Origin of the sequence: Nocardioides panacihumi (assembly GCF_039530925.1) — a bacterium.
In the GTDB taxonomy this organism is placed as follows: Bacteria; Actinomycetota; Actinomycetes; order Propionibacteriales; family Nocardioidaceae; genus Nocardioides; species Nocardioides panacihumi.
Map to the genome: position 1 here is coordinate 67,799 of NZ_BAAAPB010000008.1, position 18,262 is coordinate 86,060.

An 18,262-nucleotide genomic window follows, 5' to 3' on the forward strand; every position below is an offset into this window, starting at 1 on the left:
CTGCCACGCCACGAGCCGTGGATGGTCGGGCGGCTGATCTACCCGGAGGCCTTCTCGGTGACCGACACCGTGGGACTTCGCGACCCGTGGCTCGCGCGGGTCGAGGTTCAGTCGGGCAGCCCCCGGTCGGAGTCGTCGGCGCCGCGCCCACTCTCACCGCCGAGCACCTCCCGGACCAGGTGACGCGTCCGGGAGACCAGGGCGGCGGTGGACGGGCTGCTCGACTCGAGGTGATCGAGCAATGACGCGATGCGCACCGGCCAGCTCCCGGCGACATCTGTGCCGTCCACACGTCGGAGCGCGCGAGCCATGAGATCCTCCGCCGCCTCGGGCCGATTCCGGGCCAGTGCCTTCACGGTCACGATCACACCCATGCAGGCGCTCTCGGCGGGTGACCACGGATCGGCGCCGCGTACGTCCGTCGTCCGCAGCCCGGTCGCGTGGATCTCGAGGTCGACCCTCCACCACAGCGGCCACCCCTCGAACCGCACGAACACGAGGCAGGAGTCGGGCCGCACCTCCGGGTCCACCCGCAGCGACTCCACCTCGGCGACCCGCTCGAGCGTCAGCCGGAGTGCCTGCAGCTGTTCGGACGCCTGCCCCGGCGGGATCGCCCACCGGACGTCGATGTCGCTGAAGGCGTCCGGCCCGGCCGATGTCGCCATGGAGCCGATCAGACGGACCTCACCCTCCGGGCACGCCTCGGCGAGCGCGGCCATGACCGATGTCGCGGCATCCTCCCGGGAGGCAGGCACTGGCGCCGTCATGACGCCTGACTCTTCCACCACGATGCGGTCCGACACAGGCGTCAGGGGGGAGGAGGTCGCCGGCGGCAAGCGCGGCGGGCCCGCACGGCGTACGGTGATGGTGCTGGGGACATCCCGCCACCGGCGGGAAGGCGCTCATGATGAGCCCTCGAAGACGAACCGCGACCGCGGTCGGCATCCTCTTCGTCGCCCAGATGGTGACTGCCATCGTCGGCACGACACTGATCCAGGCGTACGTCGACGGGAACCCCGACCGGACACGGATGACCCTCGGCGTGGCGCTCATGATGTGCTCCGGCATCGCCGTCGTCGGCATCGGACTGCTGATGTATCCGGTGCTTCGCAGCGTCGACCGGCGACTGGCCGTCTGGTACCCGATCCTCCGGATCCTCGAGTTCGCTGTCTCAGCCGCCTGCGGGATCTATCTCCTGGCCCGGTCGGAGGTCGTCCCGAACCACCTCTTGTGGGTCTACATCCCGACCGCCGCCGGCGGTCTGGTCCTGACCTACGTGCTCTTCGAGTCGCGACTGGTGCCGAGGCCCATCGCGCTGCTCGGTCTGGTGGGCTACGCGTGCCTCGGCCTGGGGGTGCCGCTCGACCTCATGGGTGTCCTGGACATGGGCGCCGGCCCGGGGCAGGTGCTCCTCGTGCCCGGCGGGCTGTTCGAGGCCGTGGCCCTCCCTGCCTGGTTGATCGCGAAGGGCTTCCAGACGCCGCCGGCAGGCGTGCTCCCCGCGCCGGCCTCGGGACGGGGGGCTGAGGTAGCCCCGTCCTACTCGCCGGACAGAATTCAGCCATGAACGCCCTTCGCAAGCCCGGACGCATCGCGGGCCTCTGGTTCATCGGCACGTTCGTGTTCTCGATCCCCGCCGTCCTCCTGTACGACCCGGTGCTGAACGACGCCGACTACATCCTCGGCAGCGGGTTCGACGCCCGGATCGCGGTGGGTGCGCTGCTGGAGATCCTCCTGGCCGTCTGCAACATCGCCACCGCGGTCGTGTTCTTCCCCGTGCTCAAGCGGGTGAACGAGTCGGTCGCGCTGGGCTACGTCGCCTCGCGCACGGTCGAGTCGATGTTGATCGTCGCCGGTCTGATCAGCCTGATGAGCGTCGTGACCCTGCGAGACGACCTGGGTGCGACGGCCGACTCAGCCTCCCTCAGGGTCGCCGGACACACGCTGGTCGCCTTCCACGACTGGACGTTCACGCTCGGTCCGCAGTTCTGCTCGGGCCTGGGGAACGGGATCCTGCTCGGCTACCTGATGTACAGGTCGGGGCTCGTCCCACGACGGATGGCGATGCTCGGACTGATCGGCGGCCCGTTGGCGTTCCTGGGCGGCGTACTCGTCCTGCTCGGGACGATCGAGAACCCGAGCGGTGCGCTGTTCGCGCTCACCGCCGTCGAGATCGTGTGGGAGGCCTCGCTCGCCATCTATCTGACGGTCAAGGGATATCGGCCGTCGCCGCTGCTCGCGGAGGCCGAGCCCAGCGTCGTGTGAGCGCCGGGCGTGCTCGTCGACTGGGTCGGACCAGCGCCTTTCAGGTCGCCGTCGAGTCGTCCGGCTCCGGCTCGGCACCTGGGCCGGGCTCCTGGCCCGGCTCGATGGGGTCGTTGTGATCCGGCATCGTCTGAGGATCGTCCGGTCCCGTGGGAGTCATGGTCATGCGCGGCCAGTACCCGGTCGGCGTACGTCGCGCACGCTTGGCCGACAGGCGTCGCAGGCGCCGCTGCTCCCGCTTCTGCTCCCGCCGTAGCCGCGCGGACCAGCCCGATTCCCGGTACAGCGGAATGAACTCCATCTCGACCGGCAGACACACCCGGTCCGGGGGATCGACCATTCCACGAATGTAGCCCCCGACACCGCCGACCCCGAGCCGTACGAGTGCCGCGATTCCGAGTCACCGCGTGACTCGGAATCGCGGCACAACACTCGATGCGGCGCCCGGCCCCGGGTGTGAGTGGATGTGACTGGGTGCGAGCGGGGATGAGTCCGCACCGCCGATCTCTGGCGCCGGCCCGTTCGAAGGAGCACCCTCAAGGCATGAGCATCAGCGAGGCGGGCGGGTCGGCCTTCACGCTCGACACCGCGTTCAAACCGGAGACGATCGGCGACGAGGCAGTGGAGCAGATGGTCGCCATCCTCGATCTGCAGGACGGGGCACCGTCGATCGAGCGGCTGCGCGCCTGGGCGCTGGCGGCCGCGGACGTACGTCCGGGAGACATCTGCGTCGACGTCGGGAGCGGCACCGGCACGATGACCCGTCGGCTGGCCGCCCTCGCCCGCGTCGACTCCACTCCTGGCAAGGCGCTCGGCATCGAGCCGAACGTCACGCTCCGCGAGATCGCCGTACGCCGGGCCGCAGGGGCGCGCTCGCACGCGCAGTTCGGCCCGGGCCTGGCCACCGACCTGCCGCTCCCGGACGGCGTCGCGGACGTGGTGTGGTGCGAGCGCGTGCTCCAGCACGTGCCGGACCCGGCCGCAGCCATCGCCGAGATCGCACGGGTGCTGCGGCCGGGCGGCCGGGCCGTTCTGCTCGACTCCGATCACGAGTCGCGGGTGGAGTCGGACATGGATCCCGACGTGGCTCGCGCGCTCACCACGGCGTTCATGTCCCAGCTGGCCAACCCCCGTGCGGCGCGCAACATCCCGCGTCAGGCGTCGGCCGCCGGACTCGTCGTCGACCCCGACATCGGGTCGTCGGCGCTGGTCTTCCCCGAGGAGGTGCTGGCGGCGGGCCGCATGCATCGCATGGCCGCCGACCGGGCCGTCGCCGACGGACTGGTCGACGCCGCCACCGCCGATGCGGCCGTGCAGGCGCTGGGCGACGCCGCTCGGCACGGGTGGGCGTTCTCCGCCGTGACTGTGTTCGGCTTCGTCTGCCGCAAGCCATAGCTGCGGAGCGCGACGGGGTACCGACCGGATATGACCGACGTCCCCGACGAAGACGACGTCACCTCGCGCGCCGAGCTGCTGCCCGAGGAGGTCGCCGCCGGCAGCGACGACCCGCAGGGTCAGGCCGAGGTGATCCTGGAGGAGTCCGCGGAACGCACGGAGGACCCCGCCGGCACGGGTGCCGAGTCCGAGCAGACGAGCACGCCCGACGTGCGCCCGTCCTGAGTCCTGCACGCCCCTGATGTCACACCGCGGCGCCGGACGGCGTCTTCATGTCCGTACCGACCACCACTGGAGGACGACATGACCGGAACGACCCGCATCCCCGCCGCCGAGATCACAGGCTTCAAGGGATGGCTGATCAAGCGCTTCGCACGGAAGACCCTGGGCCAGGTGCCGACCTCGATCGGCGTCTACTGGCACAACCAGAAGGTGCTCATGGACATGGCCAGGGTCGGGAGCAGGCTCAAGAAGTGGGACGCCTGCGACGAGCAGCTCAAGTCGTTCGCGCACATGGCGGTCGCCTCTCGGGTCGGCTGCACCTGGTGCCTGGACTTCAACTACTTCGAGGCCCACAACCTGGACCTCGACATGACCAAGGCCCGCGAGATCCCGCGCTGGCGGGTCTCCGACGTGTTCACCCCGCTGGAGCGGGAGGTGCTCGAGTACGCCGAGGCGATGACCGAGACCGAGCCGACCGTGACGGACGAGATGGTGGCCTCGCTGCGCAGCCGGCTGGGCGACTCCGCGCTGGTCGAGCTGACAGCGGTGATCGCGTTCGCCAACTTCACGACCCGCCCGAACGTCGCGCTCGGCATCGAGTCCGACGGCTTCGCAGCGGCGTGTGGCCTCAAGCCGCTGGCCCAGCGCGCCGCCGTAGGGTCGTGACCGTGCCCGACGTCGCCCCCGACGACCCGTTCGTCGTCCACCGCAGCCTGCTCTTCACGGTCGCCTACGAGATGCTGGGATCTGCCGCCGAGGCCGAGGACGTCGTGCAGGAGACCTGGATCCGCTGGGACGCCATCGGCGAGGCCGGCCGGGCCGAGGTGAGGGAACCACGCGCGTTCCTGGTGCGGATGATCACGCGCAAGGCGCTCGACCGCCTGCGTGCGGACGCCCGCAGGCGCGAGGAGTACGTCGGCGAGTGGCTGCCGGAGCCGTTGCTGACCGCCCCGGACGTCGCTGACGACGTCGAGCTCGCCGAGAGCGTGTCCTTCGCGATGATGACGGTCCTGGAGACCCTCACGCCGACCGAGCGCGCCGTCTTCGTGCTGCGCGAGGTGTTCGACGTGCCGTACGGCGAGATCGCGGACGCGCTCGACAAGTCGGCGGCCGCCGTACGTCAGATCGGGCACCGGGCCCGCGGGCACGTCGCTGCCCGGCGGCCCCGGATGGAGGTCAGCCGCAGCGAGCAGCAGAAGGTCGTCGAGCGGTTCCTCGCCGCGGTCACCGGGGGAGACCTCCAGGGCCTGCTGGACGTCCTCGCCCCCGACGTGGTCCTGGTGGCCGACGGTGGCGGCATCGCACAGGCCATCATCAACCCCGTGCTCGGCGCCAAGAAGGTCGCCAACCTCTTGCGCACGTTCCCCAAGTTCGGAGCAGGCGCCGCCGTGCTGCCGGTCCAGCTCAACGGAGCACCCGGGGCCAAGATCGTCGGACTCGACGACGGTCACGACACGGCGATCACGTTCGTGGTCGAGGACGGCCGGATCAGCCGCATCTTCGCCGTACGCAACCCCACCAAGCTCGGCCGGCTCGACCTCGAGGCGCCGCTCAGCCGCTAGCCGCGCGGGAAGAGCCTCGGACGGCCAGAGTCTCGACTCTTCTCCCGGTGCGTCGTCGTGGCAGCGGGCGCACGGCGTGCTTGGTTGACTCCGTGCCGACTTCTCGCCCCGACCGCAGTGTGAGCCGCCGGACCGCCGCCGGCGAGAACAGGTTGCCGCCGGCCGTCGCGGTCGTCGTCGCGATCGTCGTGTACGCGCTGCTGCCGAGCTCGGTGCAGCTGACGAACCGGCTCATCATCCCGGCGGTCGAGCTCCTCCTCCTCGTCGCGCTCATCGTGACCAATCCTCGACGGATGACCCGTGAGACGCGCTGGTCGCGGTGGCTCTCGATCGGGCTCGCGACGATCGTGATCCTCGCCAACCTCGGCTCCCTCGGCATGCTGGTCTCCGAGGTGTCGAGCACGAACGGCAACCACCTCCTGGTTGCGGCCATGCAGACCTGGGTCACCAACGTCATCGGCTTCGCACTCCTCTACTGGGAGCTCGACAGGGGCGGACCGGTGGCCAGGCGTCGCGAGGACCGCTCCGACATCCCGGCCGCCGACTGGCGCTTCTCCCAGGACGAGAACGACGGCGCTGTGGTGGAGGTGAAGAAGACCTCGAGCAAGTCGGCCGACTGGATCCCGATCTTCGTCGACTACGCATACGTGTCACTGACGAACTCCAGCGCCTTCAGCCCGACCGACACCATGCCCCTCACCAGCAGGGCCAAGGTCCTGATGGGGATCCAGGCCACCGCGGCCCTGCTCACATCGCTCGTGCTGGTCGCCTTCGCCGTCGGCTCCCTCGGCCAGTGACCGGGCGAATCACCCGCGAGCCCGCGCGGGTGGTGGCACGCTACGACCCGTGACCGACGAAACGTCCTGGACCGAGGTCTTCACGACCGTCTTCGAGGCTCCCGCCTCGACCGTCGAGGCCCGCATCTGGGCCGCGGTCTACGGTGACGAATACCCGGCCGAGCTGGAGCCCTACAGCTTCACCACCCGGAGCGAGCTGCGCCTTGTCGTCGACGCGCTCGCGCTGTCGCACGACGACCTCATGGTCGACGTGGGGTGCGGCCGAGGCGGCCCGGGTCTGTGGGTCGCCGCTGCGGCCGGCGCGTCCCTTCTCGGGGTCGACATCTCGCCCACGGCACTCGAGGCGGCTCGACAGCGGGCAGCGGCCCTGGGTCTCGACGACCGGTCGACGTACGCCGAGGGCTCGTTCGATTCGATCCCGGCCGCGACGTCCTCCGCGCGTGGGGTGCTGAGCATCGACGCCCTTCTCTTCGCGCCCGACAAGGGGGCGGCCCTCCGCGAGATCGCGCGGGTCCTCGCACCCGGCGGTCGGCTCGTGGCGACGACGTGGGACTACCACACCCAGCCGGTCAACCGGCCGCCGCAGGTCGACGACCATCGGCCCCTGCTGGCAGAGGCGGGCTTCCGTGTGCTCGGCTACGACGAGACCCCTCGCTGGCTCGAGAACCATCGTGAGCTCGACGCGCTGATGCTCGACGCCGTCGACGACCTCGCCGTCGAGAGCGGTGAGGATCCCGACGACGTACGCGCCGGCATCCAGGAGATGGACGCGACCGTCGAGGCCATGCTGCGCCGCGTGCTGATCGTCGCCGAGAAGGCCTGAGGGCCGGCAGTCGACCGCGCCACATGACCACGCCCGCCGGACCGGCCGGCGGGCGCGGCATGAGGGATCACTCGTAGATCAGGGCGTCTCGGGCGGCGGGTTGACCAGGAAGCCGGAGTGGCGGTCGCAGGAGTCGCCCGGCGCGAAGCCCGACGCCTTGCGCTCAGCAGGGGTCGATCCGAAGGACCCCTTGCTGTGTCCCCAGTTCTGCGGCGGTGCGTTGCCGGGACCGGGGAAGGGGCCTGACCGCGAGGGCGGGCTGGGACCACAGCTCAGGTCCCAGCCTGGGCGTCGTCAGGCCGTCTCGTGGCCGCGCATCATGGTGCAGCAGGGAGGCTCGGGTGGTCGGTGGGGTAGATGCCGATCGCGAACCCGTACACGACATCGCCGGATCTCGGCGTTCGGTCGAACTCGTCGACCAGCCGGGCGATGCTGTCCCAGAACTGCGCGGCCTGGTCCTCCGAGAGGCGCGCGTGCCGGATGAAGCCCCAGAGCTTCCCGTTCTCGAACGCCGCCGCGGACTCGCGCGCCGCGACCTCGAAGTCGTTGAAGTCGCCCGGCATCCCCACGCCACCGGCTGGTGGCTCAGCGGCCACGTGGAACATGCGCGCGGTGCGCCCGTAGAAGCGCTCCTCGATCGCGCGCACCTTCCGCGTGCGCACCACTCGGAGCAGACCGTTGCGAGTGAGGACGTCGACGTGGTGCGCGACTGTGCTCTTGGGGCGGCCGACGGCGACCGAGAGCTCGGTGACGGTCGCCGCCCGCTCGTGGAGGAGCTGCAGGATCGTGGTGCGGAGCGGGTGGCCGATGGCCTTGACCTGAGCCGGGCTGGTCAGCGCCAGCCGGTCGGCCAGCTCGTAGTCCGGAGGGTTGTCGCCCATGGCGGATCAGACTAGCATCGCGGAACGTTCCGGAAATATCGATCATTGACACAGGGGAGTGCCTGTCATGGCCGAAGTGCTGCTCTACCACCACGTCCAGGGGCTGACCGACGGGGTCCGAGCCTTCGCCGACGAGCTTCGGGGCGCTGGGCACACCGTGCACACGCCTGACCTGTTCGACGGCCGCACGTTCGACAGCATCGAGGAGGGCTTCGGGTTCGCGCGCGAGGCGGGGTTCGACGCTCTCCGGGAGCGTGGCGTCGCCGCGGCCGACGGACTCGCTCCCGGGCTCGTCTACGGCGGATTCTCCTTCGGCGTGACGATCGCCCAGCGGCTCGCGCAGACCCGGGCCGGTGCCCGCGGGGCACTGCTCATGTGCTCCTGTCTCCCGGTCGGGGAGTTCGGCGAGACATGGCCGGACGGGGTGCCGGTCCAGATCCACGGCAAGGAGGGCGACGAGTTCTTCGACGAGGACCTTCCGGCCGCGCGCGAGCTCGCCGGGTCTGCCGCGGATGCCGACCTGTTCATCTACCCCGGCGACCAGCACCTCTTCGTGGACTCCTCGCTCGACGCGTACGACGCGGAATCGTCCGCCTTGCTCACGGAGCGAGTGCTGGCGTTCCTCGCCTCGGTCTGAGTCGGGTCGGCGCGCCCGGGCGCGGCTACTCGCAGACGATGCCGTCCCCGTCGCGATCGGTGTACCAGTCGTACTCCGGATCGACGCCGCGCACGTACGGGCCGTATCCGGCCGCGATCGCTTCCCCGCAGGTGCCGAAGCGCGGGTCCGGGCCCGAGCCGCCGGCAGTAGTGCCACCGGTCGAGACTGTCGTGGTGCCGCCTGCCGGCGCGTTGCGTACGACGGCGTGGTGGGTGGTGAGGGTCGGGTTGCCACAGCGGCCGGTGGCGAGCAGGAGTGCCCGCTTCTCGGTCGTGTCGATGCTCAGGCCCCATCGCAGCTTCACGGCGACCCAGTTGCTCAGGTAGCGGCAGCGGTTCTTGAGCGGCTGCCACTCGGCGGGGTCCTGGTCGCCCTTGGAGCGGTTAGCGTGGGCGCTCACCGCGATCAGCGACTTCGACTCGGTGAGGTCGTTGGCGTACGCCTCGCGCTTGCCCGCGGACCACGACCTCGCCCCTGAGCCCCAGGCCTCTGCCAAGGGCACGAGATGGTCGATGTCGAGGTCGGAGGCGCGGGTGAAGGCGATGCCGTCGTAGGCGGAGACCCAGCGGCCGGTCCTGATCGTGCACGAGCCGGTGGTCGTCGTCCTCGACTCCGAGATGAGCACCTCGGCCCTGGTGTCGCGGCAGTCGTGGTCGGAGTCGTCCCACAGCTTGAAGGCTGAGCGCTCGTAGCCGGCGCCCTTCTCGGGCGCGAGCCGGAGGGAGTTGATCGCCGCGCGGTAGCGGACCGTGATGACCTGGCCGTTCACTGCCTTCGGCACCGCCGTGGCGGCCGCCGCGGGGCCGTCGTCGGCAACGAGGCCGACGCAGGCGCCGAGCACGCTGAGGGATGCGAGGGCGGCGAGTCGGGCGCGGAACGAGCGCAGCGCAGCGGGGCGCGTTGTGGGGGTGGTCATGGGTGGGTGTCGTCCGAGTGCGGGTCAGGCCTCGCAGGCGGTGCCGTCGTGGTCGCGGTCGGACTTCGTGTTGGCGTAGTAGACCTTCGAGCTGACCGTCGGCCGGTGGTGGCCGTGCCGGACCTGGTAGCTCGCAGCGGCGCTCGACTTCGCCACGCCGTACTTGTAGGCCTTGTGCATGGCGGTGCAGTTGGCGTACGTAGTCGCGGCGTGCGCCGTGCTGGGGACGAGCACGGCGGCCGACGCAGCAAGGCTGACGGCAGCGATGAGCGACTTCTTCACGGGGGTCTCCTGTCCGGGGGTTCGCGCGGCGCTGAGTCCGGGTCGTTCCGGCGGCTCGGGGCGAATCACCTCGATCTTCATCGCTGCTCGGCCGCTTCGCTGGGTTTCGACCGAAATGGTCGCCGTACGGTGTCAGCCGCGCCCTGCCGTCGCCTCACCTGTGGGGTGAGCCGCCTGGCAAGCACCCGATGTCCGACCGGTGACCCAGTAGCCCCAGGGCCCCTCGCTGCGAACTCGCGAGGTCAGACGGAGTCGACGGGATCCCGCGCGAGCACGCGGACTGTTGAAGCAGGATGACGCCGGAGGGCCTCGGGCGGCCGGATCGGCCGAGGCGCGAAGCCGCCACCGCAGTTCGGGCAGACCCCGTGCAGCTTCGTCTCGACGCAATCGCGGCAGAAGGTGCACTCGAAGGTGCAGATCATCGCGTCGGGCGCGGTCGGCGGCAGATCCTTGTCGCAGCGCTCGCAGTTCGGTCGTAGCTCCAGCACATGTCGATGGTGCTGCCTGGGCGGACGACATACCGCCTGATTCCTGCCGAGTTGCGGCCAACTCCGGCCGAATCCAGTGAGGACAGCAGTCGGGTGCCGAGACTGCTACGGGCCGCCGCCGCCGTCCGTCAGCGTGACGAGGCCGATGGGCTCGTTGGTGACCATGACCGCGCGGGCTTCCTGCACGCCGCAACGACCTTCGCACACGCGGCCGTCGATGGGAGCGATCCCGATGTGGACGTCACGTCGTGCCAGCCCGTTCTCATCGATCAGATGGCGGGCGGCACCGGTGGCTGCGAGGAGCGCGATGGGCAGCTGGACGCGTCGGTCAGTCGCCCGGTCCGGCCCGTCGTCGCCGAGCGGACAGTCTCGCCGATGGCCGGGGCCACCACCGCCGCCGAACGGAGCGGGCGCCTGTACGTGGGAGGTCCACTGATACCCATCCCAGTAGCGCTGGCTGGGTCCGTGCGGATCTTGGTACCAGCCGGCCTGGGCGGCGGGAAGGGGTGCGTCGGTCACGCGCGGCAACCTGGTGGACCACCCCCGGCGCCGCAGGCCGTTCGAGGCAGCTGTCAGCACCGCCGCCCGAGACGAGTGGTGGACGGCGGTGCCGATGCTCGCGTCCCGCTAGAGCGCGAGCAGGTAGGTCAGCCCTTCGCGCCAGTGGTCCTTGATGAAGTCCAGAGCTGCGTCTCCGAGCCTCTGGAGGATCTGGTCGATCAGCGTCAGGCTGCTCGGCCACCCGATCTGCCCGCCGAGCTCGCGGGGGAAGTAGATCAAGGTCTCCTTGACCACCCTGTTGTAGATGGCCACCCAGTCTCCGGACTGCACCTGGGCGCCGCGATTGCCGCCGAGGATCTCCCACTCGAACTTCGGCTTCCCGGACCAGGCCAGGTTGATGCCGACCGAACGTTCGGTGTAGAAGACGTAGGACGGCGAGATCCCGTATCCCATGGCGAACACGTCGCCGTAGCGCAGGGGCGACTCGTCGTTGCCGGGCTTGGTGAAGAACCAGCGCTCGACGCGTTGTGCGGTCTTCGGGGAGGCGTCGTCCGTCCAGCCGAGGTTGATCCCGAACAGCTGCTTCTCCCACTGGAGGAAGTGGTGGGTCTCGCTGTTCTTCAGGTTGACGTTGCGGTTCTCCGGCCCCGCGAAGCTGCTCTTCGGCAGGAGGGTGTGATGTTGGACGTTCGGGTCGAACATCCACTGTTGCAGGTGGGTGGCCGCTTTCGCGCTCGTCGTCGTCATGGTCGTCGCCCGTGCGGCCGCCCCCTCGCGAGGGTCTGCCCCTACGGCCCGCTGTGTGTGGACAGCGACGACTTCTGCCGCCGACAGCGCTCCCTGCAGGAGCGCCTGTGTCGGCGGTGTGGCGGTTGCTTGACTCATGTCTCTTCTCCTTGTGCGTCTGCACGACCCGTCCTGCGTGCCGCTGGATGAGCCCTGCCGTGTGGTGTCTGAGCGCCCCGACGGGGCGCTGTTGCTTGTCGTTCCTAGGGCGTGACCTGTCGTGCCCGTACGGGACAGGGCGGGACACCTGGGGACGTGCCGGGACTCCGGGCAGGAGGACCGGACTGACGGCGGAGCCGTGTCAGAGGGGCCGATACGAGCAGGATGTGCCGGTGCTCACTGTGGCGGCGAAGTGCTCACCGATGGCCGGGTCGACCTCGCGAATGCGGACCAGGGCGCGGTGGATGGCCTTCTGTACCGAGGACCGTGCCCGCTCGGCGTCAGTCGGGAACGTTCGGTCGTGACCGTTGATACCGGTCGCCCTGCTGATCTCCTCGAGCAGCCACGCCAGCTCTGATCTGGCCCGCTCGGCGTCGTCGGCCCGTCCCTCGGCCTCTGCCTCGTCGGCCTGACTCTCGAGCGCAAGGATCCTGGCGCGATATGCGTGGCGCGCCTGCTCGTCGATGACGCCTTGCGCCGACGTCGCATCCGACGCGTGCCCACCCACCTGACGACCGGCGAGTGCCAGCGCCGCGACGACGGCACCCGGATTCGAGACGAGCGTCGCCAGGTAGCGCATGCCGAGGCTGTCCGGGATCGATGCCTCCCGATCACCGACCCTGACACGCCATCCGACGCCGAACCTGACACAGCTGGCACGGCCGGTCGGCGCGTCAACGCCCACAGCCGTCGCAGCATCGCGCGGTCGTTGCCGTCCCGGAGTCCAGCCGCCCGGGGTGGTCGGGCCCGGCGGCCTTCCCGCGGCCTCAGCGGCGTCCCACGACTCGATCCAGCCACTCATGCCGAGGATGTCGGCTTCAGCACGGGCCTTGTCGCGGTGCAGGAGGGCCTCGTTCGACTGCCCCGTACGGGCGAGGGCATCGGCGAGAGCGGCTTCAGCGAGCACATGCGCGGGCCGGTGACCGAGCGCCTCGTTCGCAGCCAACGCGGCGCGGTAACGGGTGACCCCGTCATCCGTCCTGCCGAGGGTCAGTGCGGTCGCGGCGAGGGCGAAGTGCATCGAGCCGAGACAGGTGACAGCGAAGCTCGCCATGGCCGGAAGCTCGGCAAAAGGCGCCAGCAGGTCATGTATCTCGGCGGCCGCTTCGGCGTCGTTGAGGTGGCGGGCCGCCAGCGCGGCCCCGTACAGCGTGACGAGCCACAGACTGTTGTGCCGCAACTTCCGGAGAGAAGGGCGCCGGAGGCGGCTCAGTGCGGTGGTCGCAGCCCAGGTGTCCCCGGCCATGGATGCCGCCGTCGCCATCGCGCCGAGGAAGGCGTCGTTCGGCTCCGACAGCTCCGGTGATGCGATCAGGTCCCCCAGGATCGGGAGAAGCTCGGCGGCGCGCCCTTGGAAGAACCGAATCGTCGTCAGGTGTGCGCCATACCACCCGAGGACGTCGTGGTCACCGGCTCGTCGGCCGAGGTCGGCGCTTGTCTCTGCCAGCTCTTCGGCGCGCACCAAGGATCCGGCCCGAATCGCGCACATCACTTCCATGGCAGAGAGTGCGTATGCCATTGCCAGGTGGGGTTCGGCGTCCAGAGCGCCGCGGAGCAGGTTCATCGCCCGGTCGGCGTGGGGATCGCCGGCGAGGTACAGGTTCGTCGTACGCCACAACAGACCGCGCCGCTCGTCGAAGGAGTCCATGGTCGCTCCCGCGACAGCGAGCAGCTCCTCGCCCAAGCGCAGTCGCAGGTCGAGGTGGGCCGGACCGAGCAGGCAATGCTGCGCGAGGTGCAGAGCCTCGGTGAGCGCAGCTCGGTCGCCGCACGTGCGGGCATCGTCCACCGCAGCCATGACAGCGTCGTGCTCACCGGTCTCGTAGTCCTGTTCGGCCGCGGTTCGGACCCGAAGACGGACGGCGAGGACCGAATCACGATCGCAGGCGTTCAAGGCGGTTGTGCGCCATTGCGCTATCAGGGCCTGCTGAACCGGATCGCGGTGCTCGTGCACCCAGAAGCCGCCGAGTCCGAGGACCGCCCAACCGAGTGCCTCGAAGTCACCCGACGCCTCGGCGCACCGGGCGGCCTTCTCGAACTCGACGCGAGACCGCTGCAGGTCACCCGCGTCGCGAAGCGCTTCTGAACCTGCGTGGAGATGGCGGGAGATCTCCTCCGCTTCATAGGGCTGCGCTGCGGGTGACGTCCGTCCACTCCTTCCGCCACGGCGCCGTCTGGCGAGGAGGCTGCTCCTCCCATAGTCGCTCGCAGCAGGCGCTGCGTCCATCGGCGACCGGCGCCCAGCAAGGCCACCTGTCGGCACACGGGCGCATTCGACCCAGTGCGGCGGTGACCGAGGTTCCCGGGCGCTGTGGATATGTCGGATCCAGGCGACGCTGTTCGTTGCATCCCTGAGAGACCGGCCGCCCGGCCGGTGGCATGAGCAGAGGACGTCACACGATGAACCATCCGCAGCCGGTCGCCCGCCGTCTGTTCGACCTCACCGAGCCGATCTGCCTGGTCAACTTCTTCTCCGACGAGCCCAATGAGGCGATGGCCCGGCTCGGCTTCCGCAACTACTGGGACGGCTACTTCGCTGGGCGAGCCGCACCGCTCGGTCGGGTCCCGGCCGAAGTGGTCGACGCGGCCTTCTACAGCTTCGCCGCAGGCGAGGTGGCCCGCCACATCCCCCGGGTCTGGGACACGACCACCCCGGAGGCGGCGTACGCCGCACGTCAGCGTGGCTGTGTGGCGGCCCTTCGCCGCATCCTCGGCGACGTGGTCGAGACCACGGAGCTCGCGCGCGCCGCCGGCCTCCTCGCGGAGGCATCCGTCAGCGCCTCGCCCCAAGGACGGGTGATGTACGCCGGACTCCGCGCGCTGCCGATGCCCGAGGACCCTGTGACCCGGCTGTGGCATGCGGCCAACATGCTGCGTGAGCACCGCGGGGACGGTCACGTCGTCGCGCTCGTCTCGCAGCAGATCAGCGGGACCGAGGCCCATGTGCTGTCCGCCCTGGACATGGACATCTACCCGGCGGAGTCGTTCGGCCGGATCCACCACCTTCCCAAGGAGCATCTGGCCGCGGTCATGGACGGGCTGCGTGCCCGCGGACTCCTCGATGCCTCCGGACGCATGACGGCGGCCGGACGCGAGACCAAGGCGCGGATCGAAGCGCTCACCGACGCCCTGGCGGAGGCGCCGTACGAAGGGCTGACGCCGACCGCCCTCGAGGAGCTGATCTCGTTGCTCGAGCCGATCTCAGCGCGACTCCGGGCGGCGATCACGTCGACGGCGTGAGTGACCGCTCTCGACGGACCTGCCGGTGCCAGCCGCCGGGCTGACCCCGAACCAGTGGCTCGGTGGGTGACGCGGCCCCTCATTCCGGGAGGACCAGTACCCAGCCCTCGAAGTGGTAGTCGAACCCGAGTCGCTCGTAGACACGGCGGGCGGGGTTGGTGACGGTGACCGCGAGGCCGAGGGAGGTCTCGCCGCCGGCACGCAACGCCTCGAGCGCTCGGCTGAGCATGGCCGCACCGACCCCGGGCAGCGCCGGGTCCGGGGCACGGAAGGTGTTCATCAGCCACGGGCCGTGCCAGCCGCTGACGTGATCGCTGCGCAGGACCAGCGCCGCGCCGACCGGTGCTCCGTCGACGACGGCGACCTGGGTCGCCGTACCGATCATCGGGTTGTCCGGGTCCTCGGCCGTGTGCCGCAGGGATGTGGCCGCCGCACTGAGGTCAGGTCCCGCCGGGTCGGGATGCTCGGGCCCGTAGGCGGCCATGAGAGCCGCGGCCAGGTGCTCGGCGTCACCGCTCTGCCACGGCCGGAAGGTCACGCCGGGCACCGGCCGTGGAGTCGGTATGTCGCGCAGGCTGTGCCTCATCGCGTGGAGGTGACGGACCTGGCTCGCCCCGCTGGACAGCAGGCCGTCACGCAGCCCCGCGTCGTCGACGACGACCGCCGCACCGGGCGCGATGCCCGACATGATGGCGTCGACTCGCTGCCCCGTGCTCGCCCCGACGAATGAGGGGAAGTGCAGCGTCCCGGAGGCGGAGGGCCAGGCCTCGACCCGCATGCCGGCCCCGTCCACAGATGGATTCACCCGCTGCCACCTCCGACTCGATCGCTCAGGTCACGCGACGCCGGCTGTCGCCGCGTGTGACGTCGTGCACATCCTGTCGGACGACGCGGGCCGTCAGTGCCGAAATCGTCGAGACACTGTGCGCGCTTGGCGGCGACGAGAGTCAGGCGGCCGGCTGGCGCCGTGAGCGTGTGGCAAGTCGCACGGCACCGAAGCCGATTCCGGCCAGGAGGGGCATGAGGACCGCCAGGGCCAGGTGGAAGGCGACGTCCTCGTGGTTCACCACCCAGTCGCTCCAGGCCATCGCGACGCCGGCGCTGCACCACACCACGGCGATCCACAGATAGGCGATGCGGCGACCCGCAGCGACCGCTCCGGTGACGATCGGTCCGAGCAGGACCAGCGGGACGAAGAGCGGGTCGATCCAGCCGAGCTGGCCGACGAGCTGGCCGATGACCGCGGCGGCGATCAGGCTCGATGTGATGCGGTGCATGGGTCCTCCTGGGGTGCGTTGCCGGTGGTTCCGGACTGACCCAGGTTGACCGGCGTACGGCGTGTGGCGCATCGCTCTGGCGAGTGGTTCGCAGATATCACTCTGCAGAGTGAGCCCGCGGGACGGGCGAATCCGGCTACCTTCGCGGCATGCGCGCAACGCGGGAGTGGGCGATGGTCGACGCGGGGATCGCCGCGGCACTGGCCGCGGCCTGCGCGCTGGAGATCCTGTCGCCGCGCCTGGTGCCGGGCGTCGGCGAGGTCGTCGGCAACCGACCGGTGCTCCTCGCGACGTCCTTGGCGGCAGCGTCGGCACTCGCCGTGCGCCGGCGTCTGCCGCTCAGCGTGCTCTGCGTCGTCGTCGGCGCGATGTCGCTCCAGCAGGCGTTGACGACCCCGACCGGGGGTCTGATGCTCCTCCTCGTGGCGATGGTCGCGGCGTACGCGTCGAGCGCTTATGCCACTCCTGCTCGAGGCGCCTTCGCCGGAGCCGTGATCGTCGGCGGCGCTGCGGCCATCGGCGAAGACGCGGGGGACTGGGCGTTCATCGCCGTCGTGCTCGGAGGCGCCTGGTTGGTCGGATACGTGGTGATGCAGCGCTCGACGGAGCTGCAGGGCGCACGCGAGGACAACCGGGACCTCTCCGCACGGCTGGCACGCGCCGCTCACCAGCTCGAGGAGGCGCAACGACGACTGCCCGCCGGCCCGACCCCGGAGGAGGTCGCTGCACTCACGTCGCGCGAGGTCGAGGTCGCTCGGGCGATCGCCCGCGGCATGTCCAACGGAGAGATCGCCGACGACCTCTCCATCAGCGAGTGGACCGTGAAGACCCACGTCGCGAACATCCTCCGCAAGCTCGGACTGCGCGACCGGGCGCAGGTCGTCGTCGCTGCCTATGAGTCGGGCTTGGTCGCGCCTGGCGGCCGCGGGGCCGGGCGCTCGCCGTCGACGGGGGATCACCTCACCGAGTAGCGCCGGCGACCCGGCGCCGTTGCCCGGCTGAAGCCGCGCTCCGCCGGCCTGCCTGACGCCACCGCGCCGGGTGCCTCGTGGCGGGACTCGGGACGATCGTCACCCCCGCCGGGGCCCATGTCCTCTCCGCGGCGGGCGGAAACGACGGTGAGGTGGTGCGCAGGGGTGAACTCTCATGTGGATGCTCGACGCGGGAAGTGAGGTTCCGGTCGGGGGCCGGCCGGCGTCGCCCGCTCCTGACAGGCAGTCGCGGGCCTGGACTGTGGTCTCTGCCATCGAGGCGGCTGCCGCTGCTGCCGCCATCCTCCTCGACCTTCTCATCCCGAGCCTCGTGCTCATCGCCATGGCTGTGGCGTCCCTGCTGGTCCGGCGCCAGAGGATCACCAGCCTGGGGCTCCGCCGTTCCACGGGCTCGCGTCTGGTCGCAAAGACCTTCCTCCTCGCCGTTCTGTGGTCGGTCTTCCAGCTGTCGGTGACCATGCCCATCGCCAACCACGTCTCGGGCAAGACGCAGGACCTGAGCGCCTTCAACGACCTCCAAGGCAATGCTGGGATGTTGGCCGCGCTGCTCGTCGCCGGCTGGTTGCTCGGCGCGTTCGCGGAGGAGCTTGCCTACCGCGGGTATCTGCTCACCCGTATCCGTGAGGCTCTCGGCTTCGGCCGCTGGGGGCTGGCGGTCGCGATCGTGCTCTCGTCGGTCCTCTTCGGGTTCGCCCACACCGAACAGGGCCTGGTCGGCGTCCTCGTCGTCACGATCGACGGCATCTACTTCAGCGTCCTGCGCGTCCACTTCCAGACCTTGTGGGCCTCGGTGCTCGCGCACGGCTTCAACAACACCATCGGGTTCGTCGCCTTCTTCCTGGTGGGGCCCATCCACGGACTCTGGTAGCCGCGCGTGCCGAGCCTCTGACCGGATCCCGTCGCATCCGGCCGTCCGACTCGCTGCGGAAGGATGGGGTCCCTGCTTCGTGGCTGCAGAGAGTGCGTGACGGGCTGGCTGGAAGGTGGATCTGCCGGGAGCAGTCCGAGTACGACGAGC

At 70.2% G+C, this 18,262-nt stretch carries 24 protein-coding genes; 13 read left to right on the plus strand and 11 right to left on the minus strand.

Translation table 11 applies throughout. The features are described 5' to 3' along the window. Window positions 1-107: 107 nt before the first annotated feature. A complete protein-coding gene (locus ABD205_RS21265; protein WP_344048397.1) occupies window positions 108-767 on the minus strand; it encodes a hypothetical protein in 660 nt (219 codons plus the stop codon). 140 nt (window positions 768-907) lie between these two features. Between ABD205_RS21265 and ABD205_RS21270 the strand changes: the two genes are divergently transcribed. Both ABD205_RS21270 and ABD205_RS21275 read left to right on the plus strand, forming a co-directional pair. Next, the gene (locus ABD205_RS21270) at window positions 908-1,567 is read left to right on the plus strand and encodes a DUF4386 domain-containing protein (protein ID WP_344048399.1); all 660 of its coding nucleotides are present in this window, start codon (window positions 908-910) and stop codon (window positions 1,565-1,567) included. Further along, the gene (locus ABD205_RS21275) at window positions 1,564-2,265 is read left to right on the plus strand and encodes a DUF4386 domain-containing protein (protein ID WP_344048401.1); all 702 of its coding nucleotides are present in this window, start codon (window positions 1,564-1,566) and stop codon (window positions 2,263-2,265) included. Before ABD205_RS21270 ends, ABD205_RS21275 begins: the two co-directional genes overlap by 4 nt. Before the next feature lie 40 nt (window positions 2,266-2,305). On the opposite strand, the gene ABD205_RS21280 is transcribed toward ABD205_RS21275, so the two are convergent. Next, window positions 2,306-2,605, minus strand: coding sequence for a hypothetical protein (locus ABD205_RS21280; protein WP_344048403.1), 300 nt, complete (start codon window positions 2,603-2,605; stop codon window positions 2,306-2,308). Window positions 2,606-2,808: 203 nt separating this feature from the next. Between ABD205_RS21280 and ABD205_RS21285 the strand changes: the two genes are divergently transcribed. From ABD205_RS21285 to ABD205_RS21310, 6 genes are all read left to right on the plus strand, one after another. Further along, window positions 2,809-3,660 carry a methyltransferase domain-containing protein gene (locus ABD205_RS21285; RefSeq protein ID WP_344048405.1) on the plus strand — a complete coding sequence of 284 codons (852 nt, stop codon included), beginning with the start codon at window positions 2,809-2,811 and terminating at the stop codon, window positions 3,658-3,660. 30 nt (window positions 3,661-3,690) lie between these two features. Then, window positions 3,691-3,885, plus strand: a complete 195-nt coding sequence (locus tag ABD205_RS21290) for a hypothetical protein (RefSeq protein ID WP_344048407.1) — start codon at window positions 3,691-3,693, stop codon at window positions 3,883-3,885. A 78-nt stretch (window positions 3,886-3,963) separates the two neighbouring features. Next, entirely contained in the window at window positions 3,964-4,548 is a 585-nt protein-coding gene (locus ABD205_RS21295) for a carboxymuconolactone decarboxylase family protein (RefSeq protein WP_344048409.1), read from the plus strand. Between the two features lie 2 nt (window positions 4,549-4,550). Continuing rightward, the gene (locus ABD205_RS21300) at window positions 4,551-5,444 is read left to right on the plus strand and encodes an RNA polymerase sigma-70 factor (RefSeq protein WP_344048411.1); all 894 of its coding nucleotides are present in this window, start codon (window positions 4,551-4,553) and stop codon (window positions 5,442-5,444) included. Window positions 5,445-5,536: 92 nt separating this feature from the next. After that, window positions 5,537-6,241 (plus strand): hypothetical protein, encoded by a 705-nt coding sequence (locus tag ABD205_RS21305; protein ID WP_344048413.1) that lies wholly within the window; start codon window positions 5,537-5,539, stop codon window positions 6,239-6,241. 49 nt (window positions 6,242-6,290) lie between these two features. Further along, window positions 6,291-7,064 carry a class I SAM-dependent methyltransferase gene (locus ABD205_RS21310; protein WP_344048415.1) on the plus strand — a complete coding sequence of 258 codons (774 nt, stop codon included), beginning with the start codon at window positions 6,291-6,293 and terminating at the stop codon, window positions 7,062-7,064. 317 nt (window positions 7,065-7,381) lie between these two features. Here the strand turns inward: ABD205_RS21310 and ABD205_RS21315 are convergent, their stop codons facing one another. Continuing rightward, complete coding sequence (locus ABD205_RS21315) at window positions 7,382-7,945, minus strand: ArsR/SmtB family transcription factor (protein ID WP_344048417.1); 564 nt, start codon at window positions 7,943-7,945, stop codon at window positions 7,382-7,384. Between the two features lie 67 nt (window positions 7,946-8,012). Here ABD205_RS21315 and ABD205_RS21320 point away from each other — a divergent pair, with 67 nt between their 5' ends. Beyond that, window positions 8,013-8,582 carry a dienelactone hydrolase family protein gene (locus tag ABD205_RS21320; RefSeq protein WP_344048418.1) on the plus strand — a complete coding sequence of 190 codons (570 nt, stop codon included), beginning with the start codon at window positions 8,013-8,015 and terminating at the stop codon, window positions 8,580-8,582. Window positions 8,583-8,607: 25 nt separating this feature from the next. Here the strand turns inward: ABD205_RS21320 and ABD205_RS21325 are convergent, their stop codons facing one another. The 6 genes from ABD205_RS21325 to ABD205_RS21345 form a co-directional block, all read right to left on the minus strand. After that, complete coding sequence (locus ABD205_RS21325; RefSeq protein ID WP_344048420.1) at window positions 8,608-9,519, minus strand: excalibur calcium-binding domain-containing protein; 912 nt, start codon at window positions 9,517-9,519, stop codon at window positions 8,608-8,610. Between the two features lie 24 nt (window positions 9,520-9,543). Further along, complete coding sequence (locus ABD205_RS21330) at window positions 9,544-9,801, minus strand: excalibur calcium-binding domain-containing protein (RefSeq protein WP_344048422.1); 258 nt, start codon at window positions 9,799-9,801, stop codon at window positions 9,544-9,546. Between the two features lie 242 nt (window positions 9,802-10,043). Continuing rightward, window positions 10,044-10,289, minus strand: a complete 246-nt coding sequence (locus ABD205_RS22655; protein WP_425573090.1) for a DUF1272 domain-containing protein — start codon at window positions 10,287-10,289, stop codon at window positions 10,044-10,046. Window positions 10,290-10,394: 105 nt separating this feature from the next. Further along, complete coding sequence (locus ABD205_RS21335) at window positions 10,395-10,808, minus strand: DUF2510 domain-containing protein (protein WP_344048424.1); 414 nt, start codon at window positions 10,806-10,808, stop codon at window positions 10,395-10,397. A gap of 108 nt (window positions 10,809-10,916) precedes the next feature. Next, a complete protein-coding gene (locus ABD205_RS21340; RefSeq protein ID WP_344048426.1) occupies window positions 10,917-11,675 on the minus strand; it encodes a hypothetical protein in 759 nt (252 codons plus the stop codon). A gap of 202 nt (window positions 11,676-11,877) precedes the next feature. After that, window positions 11,878-13,383, minus strand: a complete 1,506-nt coding sequence (locus ABD205_RS21345; protein WP_344048428.1) for a hypothetical protein — start codon at window positions 13,381-13,383, stop codon at window positions 11,878-11,880. 75 nt (window positions 13,384-13,458) lie between these two features. Here ABD205_RS21345 and ABD205_RS21350 point away from each other — a divergent pair, with 75 nt between their 5' ends. Both ABD205_RS21350 and ABD205_RS21355 read left to right on the plus strand, forming a co-directional pair. Continuing rightward, window positions 13,459-13,821, plus strand: coding sequence for a hypothetical protein (locus tag ABD205_RS21350; protein WP_344048430.1), 363 nt, complete (start codon window positions 13,459-13,461; stop codon window positions 13,819-13,821). Window positions 13,822-14,135: 314 nt separating this feature from the next. Then, window positions 14,136-14,975, plus strand: coding sequence for an SCO6745 family protein (locus tag ABD205_RS21355; RefSeq protein ID WP_344048432.1), 840 nt, complete (start codon window positions 14,136-14,138; stop codon window positions 14,973-14,975). A gap of 79 nt (window positions 14,976-15,054) precedes the next feature. Here the strand turns inward: ABD205_RS21355 and ABD205_RS21360 are convergent, their stop codons facing one another. Continuing rightward, the gene (locus tag ABD205_RS21360) at window positions 15,055-15,780 is read right to left on the minus strand and encodes a GNAT family N-acetyltransferase (RefSeq protein WP_344048434.1); all 726 of its coding nucleotides are present in this window, start codon (window positions 15,778-15,780) and stop codon (window positions 15,055-15,057) included. A gap of 142 nt (window positions 15,781-15,922) precedes the next feature. Beyond that, entirely contained in the window at window positions 15,923-16,252 is a 330-nt protein-coding gene (locus ABD205_RS21365; protein ID WP_344048436.1) for a hypothetical protein, read from the minus strand. A 149-nt stretch (window positions 16,253-16,401) separates the two neighbouring features. Here ABD205_RS21365 and ABD205_RS21370 point away from each other — a divergent pair, with 149 nt between their 5' ends. Together ABD205_RS21370 and ABD205_RS21375 are read left to right on the plus strand one after the other, a co-directional pair. After that, window positions 16,402-17,223 carry a helix-turn-helix transcriptional regulator gene (locus ABD205_RS21370; protein ID WP_344048438.1) on the plus strand — a complete coding sequence of 274 codons (822 nt, stop codon included), beginning with the start codon at window positions 16,402-16,404 and terminating at the stop codon, window positions 17,221-17,223. Between the two features lie 262 nt (window positions 17,224-17,485). Beyond that, entirely contained in the window at window positions 17,486-18,112 is a 627-nt protein-coding gene (locus ABD205_RS21375; protein ID WP_344048440.1) for a CPBP family intramembrane glutamic endopeptidase, read from the plus strand. Window positions 18,113-18,262: the final 150 nt, after the last annotated feature.

Excerpts from the sequence above, each read along its gene's own strand:
- ABD205_RS21265 (WP_344048397.1), bottom strand. The coding sequence starts at position 767 with ATGACGGCGCCAGTGCCTGCCTCCCGGGAGGATGCCGCGACATCGGTC.
- ABD205_RS21270 (WP_344048399.1), top strand. The coding sequence starts at position 908 with ATGAGCCCTCGAAGACGAACCGCGACCGCGGTCGGCATCCTCTTCGTC.
- ABD205_RS21275 (WP_344048401.1), top strand. The coding sequence starts at position 1,564 with ATGAACGCCCTTCGCAAGCCCGGACGCATCGCGGGCCTCTGGTTCATC.
- ABD205_RS21280 (WP_344048403.1), bottom strand. The coding sequence starts at position 2,605 with ATGGTCGATCCCCCGGACCGGGTGTGTCTGCCGGTCGAGATGGAGTTC.
- ABD205_RS21285 (WP_344048405.1), top strand. The coding sequence starts at position 2,809 with ATGAGCATCAGCGAGGCGGGCGGGTCGGCCTTCACGCTCGACACCGCG.
- ABD205_RS21290 (WP_344048407.1), top strand. The coding sequence starts at position 3,691 with ATGACCGACGTCCCCGACGAAGACGACGTCACCTCGCGCGCCGAGCTG.
- ABD205_RS21295 (WP_344048409.1), top strand. The coding sequence starts at position 3,964 with ATGACCGGAACGACCCGCATCCCCGCCGCCGAGATCACAGGCTTCAAG.
- ABD205_RS21315 (WP_344048417.1), bottom strand. The coding sequence starts at position 7,945 with ATGGGCGACAACCCTCCGGACTACGAGCTGGCCGACCGGCTGGCGCTG.
- ABD205_RS21320 (WP_344048418.1), top strand. The coding sequence starts at position 8,013 with ATGGCCGAAGTGCTGCTCTACCACCACGTCCAGGGGCTGACCGACGGG.
- ABD205_RS21325 (WP_344048420.1), bottom strand. The coding sequence starts at position 9,519 with ATGACCACCCCCACAACGCGCCCCGCTGCGCTGCGCTCGTTCCGCGCC.
- ABD205_RS21340 (WP_344048426.1), bottom strand. The coding sequence starts at position 11,675 with ATGAGTCAAGCAACCGCCACACCGCCGACACAGGCGCTCCTGCAGGGA.
- ABD205_RS21345 (WP_344048428.1), bottom strand. The coding sequence starts at position 13,383 with ATGGACTCCTTCGACGAGCGGCGCGGTCTGTTGTGGCGTACGACGAAC.
- ABD205_RS21350 (WP_344048430.1), top strand. The coding sequence starts at position 13,459 with ATGCTGCGCGAGGTGCAGAGCCTCGGTGAGCGCAGCTCGGTCGCCGCA.
- ABD205_RS21355 (WP_344048432.1), top strand. The coding sequence starts at position 14,136 with ATGAACCATCCGCAGCCGGTCGCCCGCCGTCTGTTCGACCTCACCGAG.
- ABD205_RS21365 (WP_344048436.1), bottom strand. The coding sequence starts at position 16,252 with ATGCACCGCATCACATCGAGCCTGATCGCCGCCGCGGTCATCGGCCAG.
- ABD205_RS21370 (WP_344048438.1), top strand. The coding sequence starts at position 16,402 with ATGCGCGCAACGCGGGAGTGGGCGATGGTCGACGCGGGGATCGCCGCG.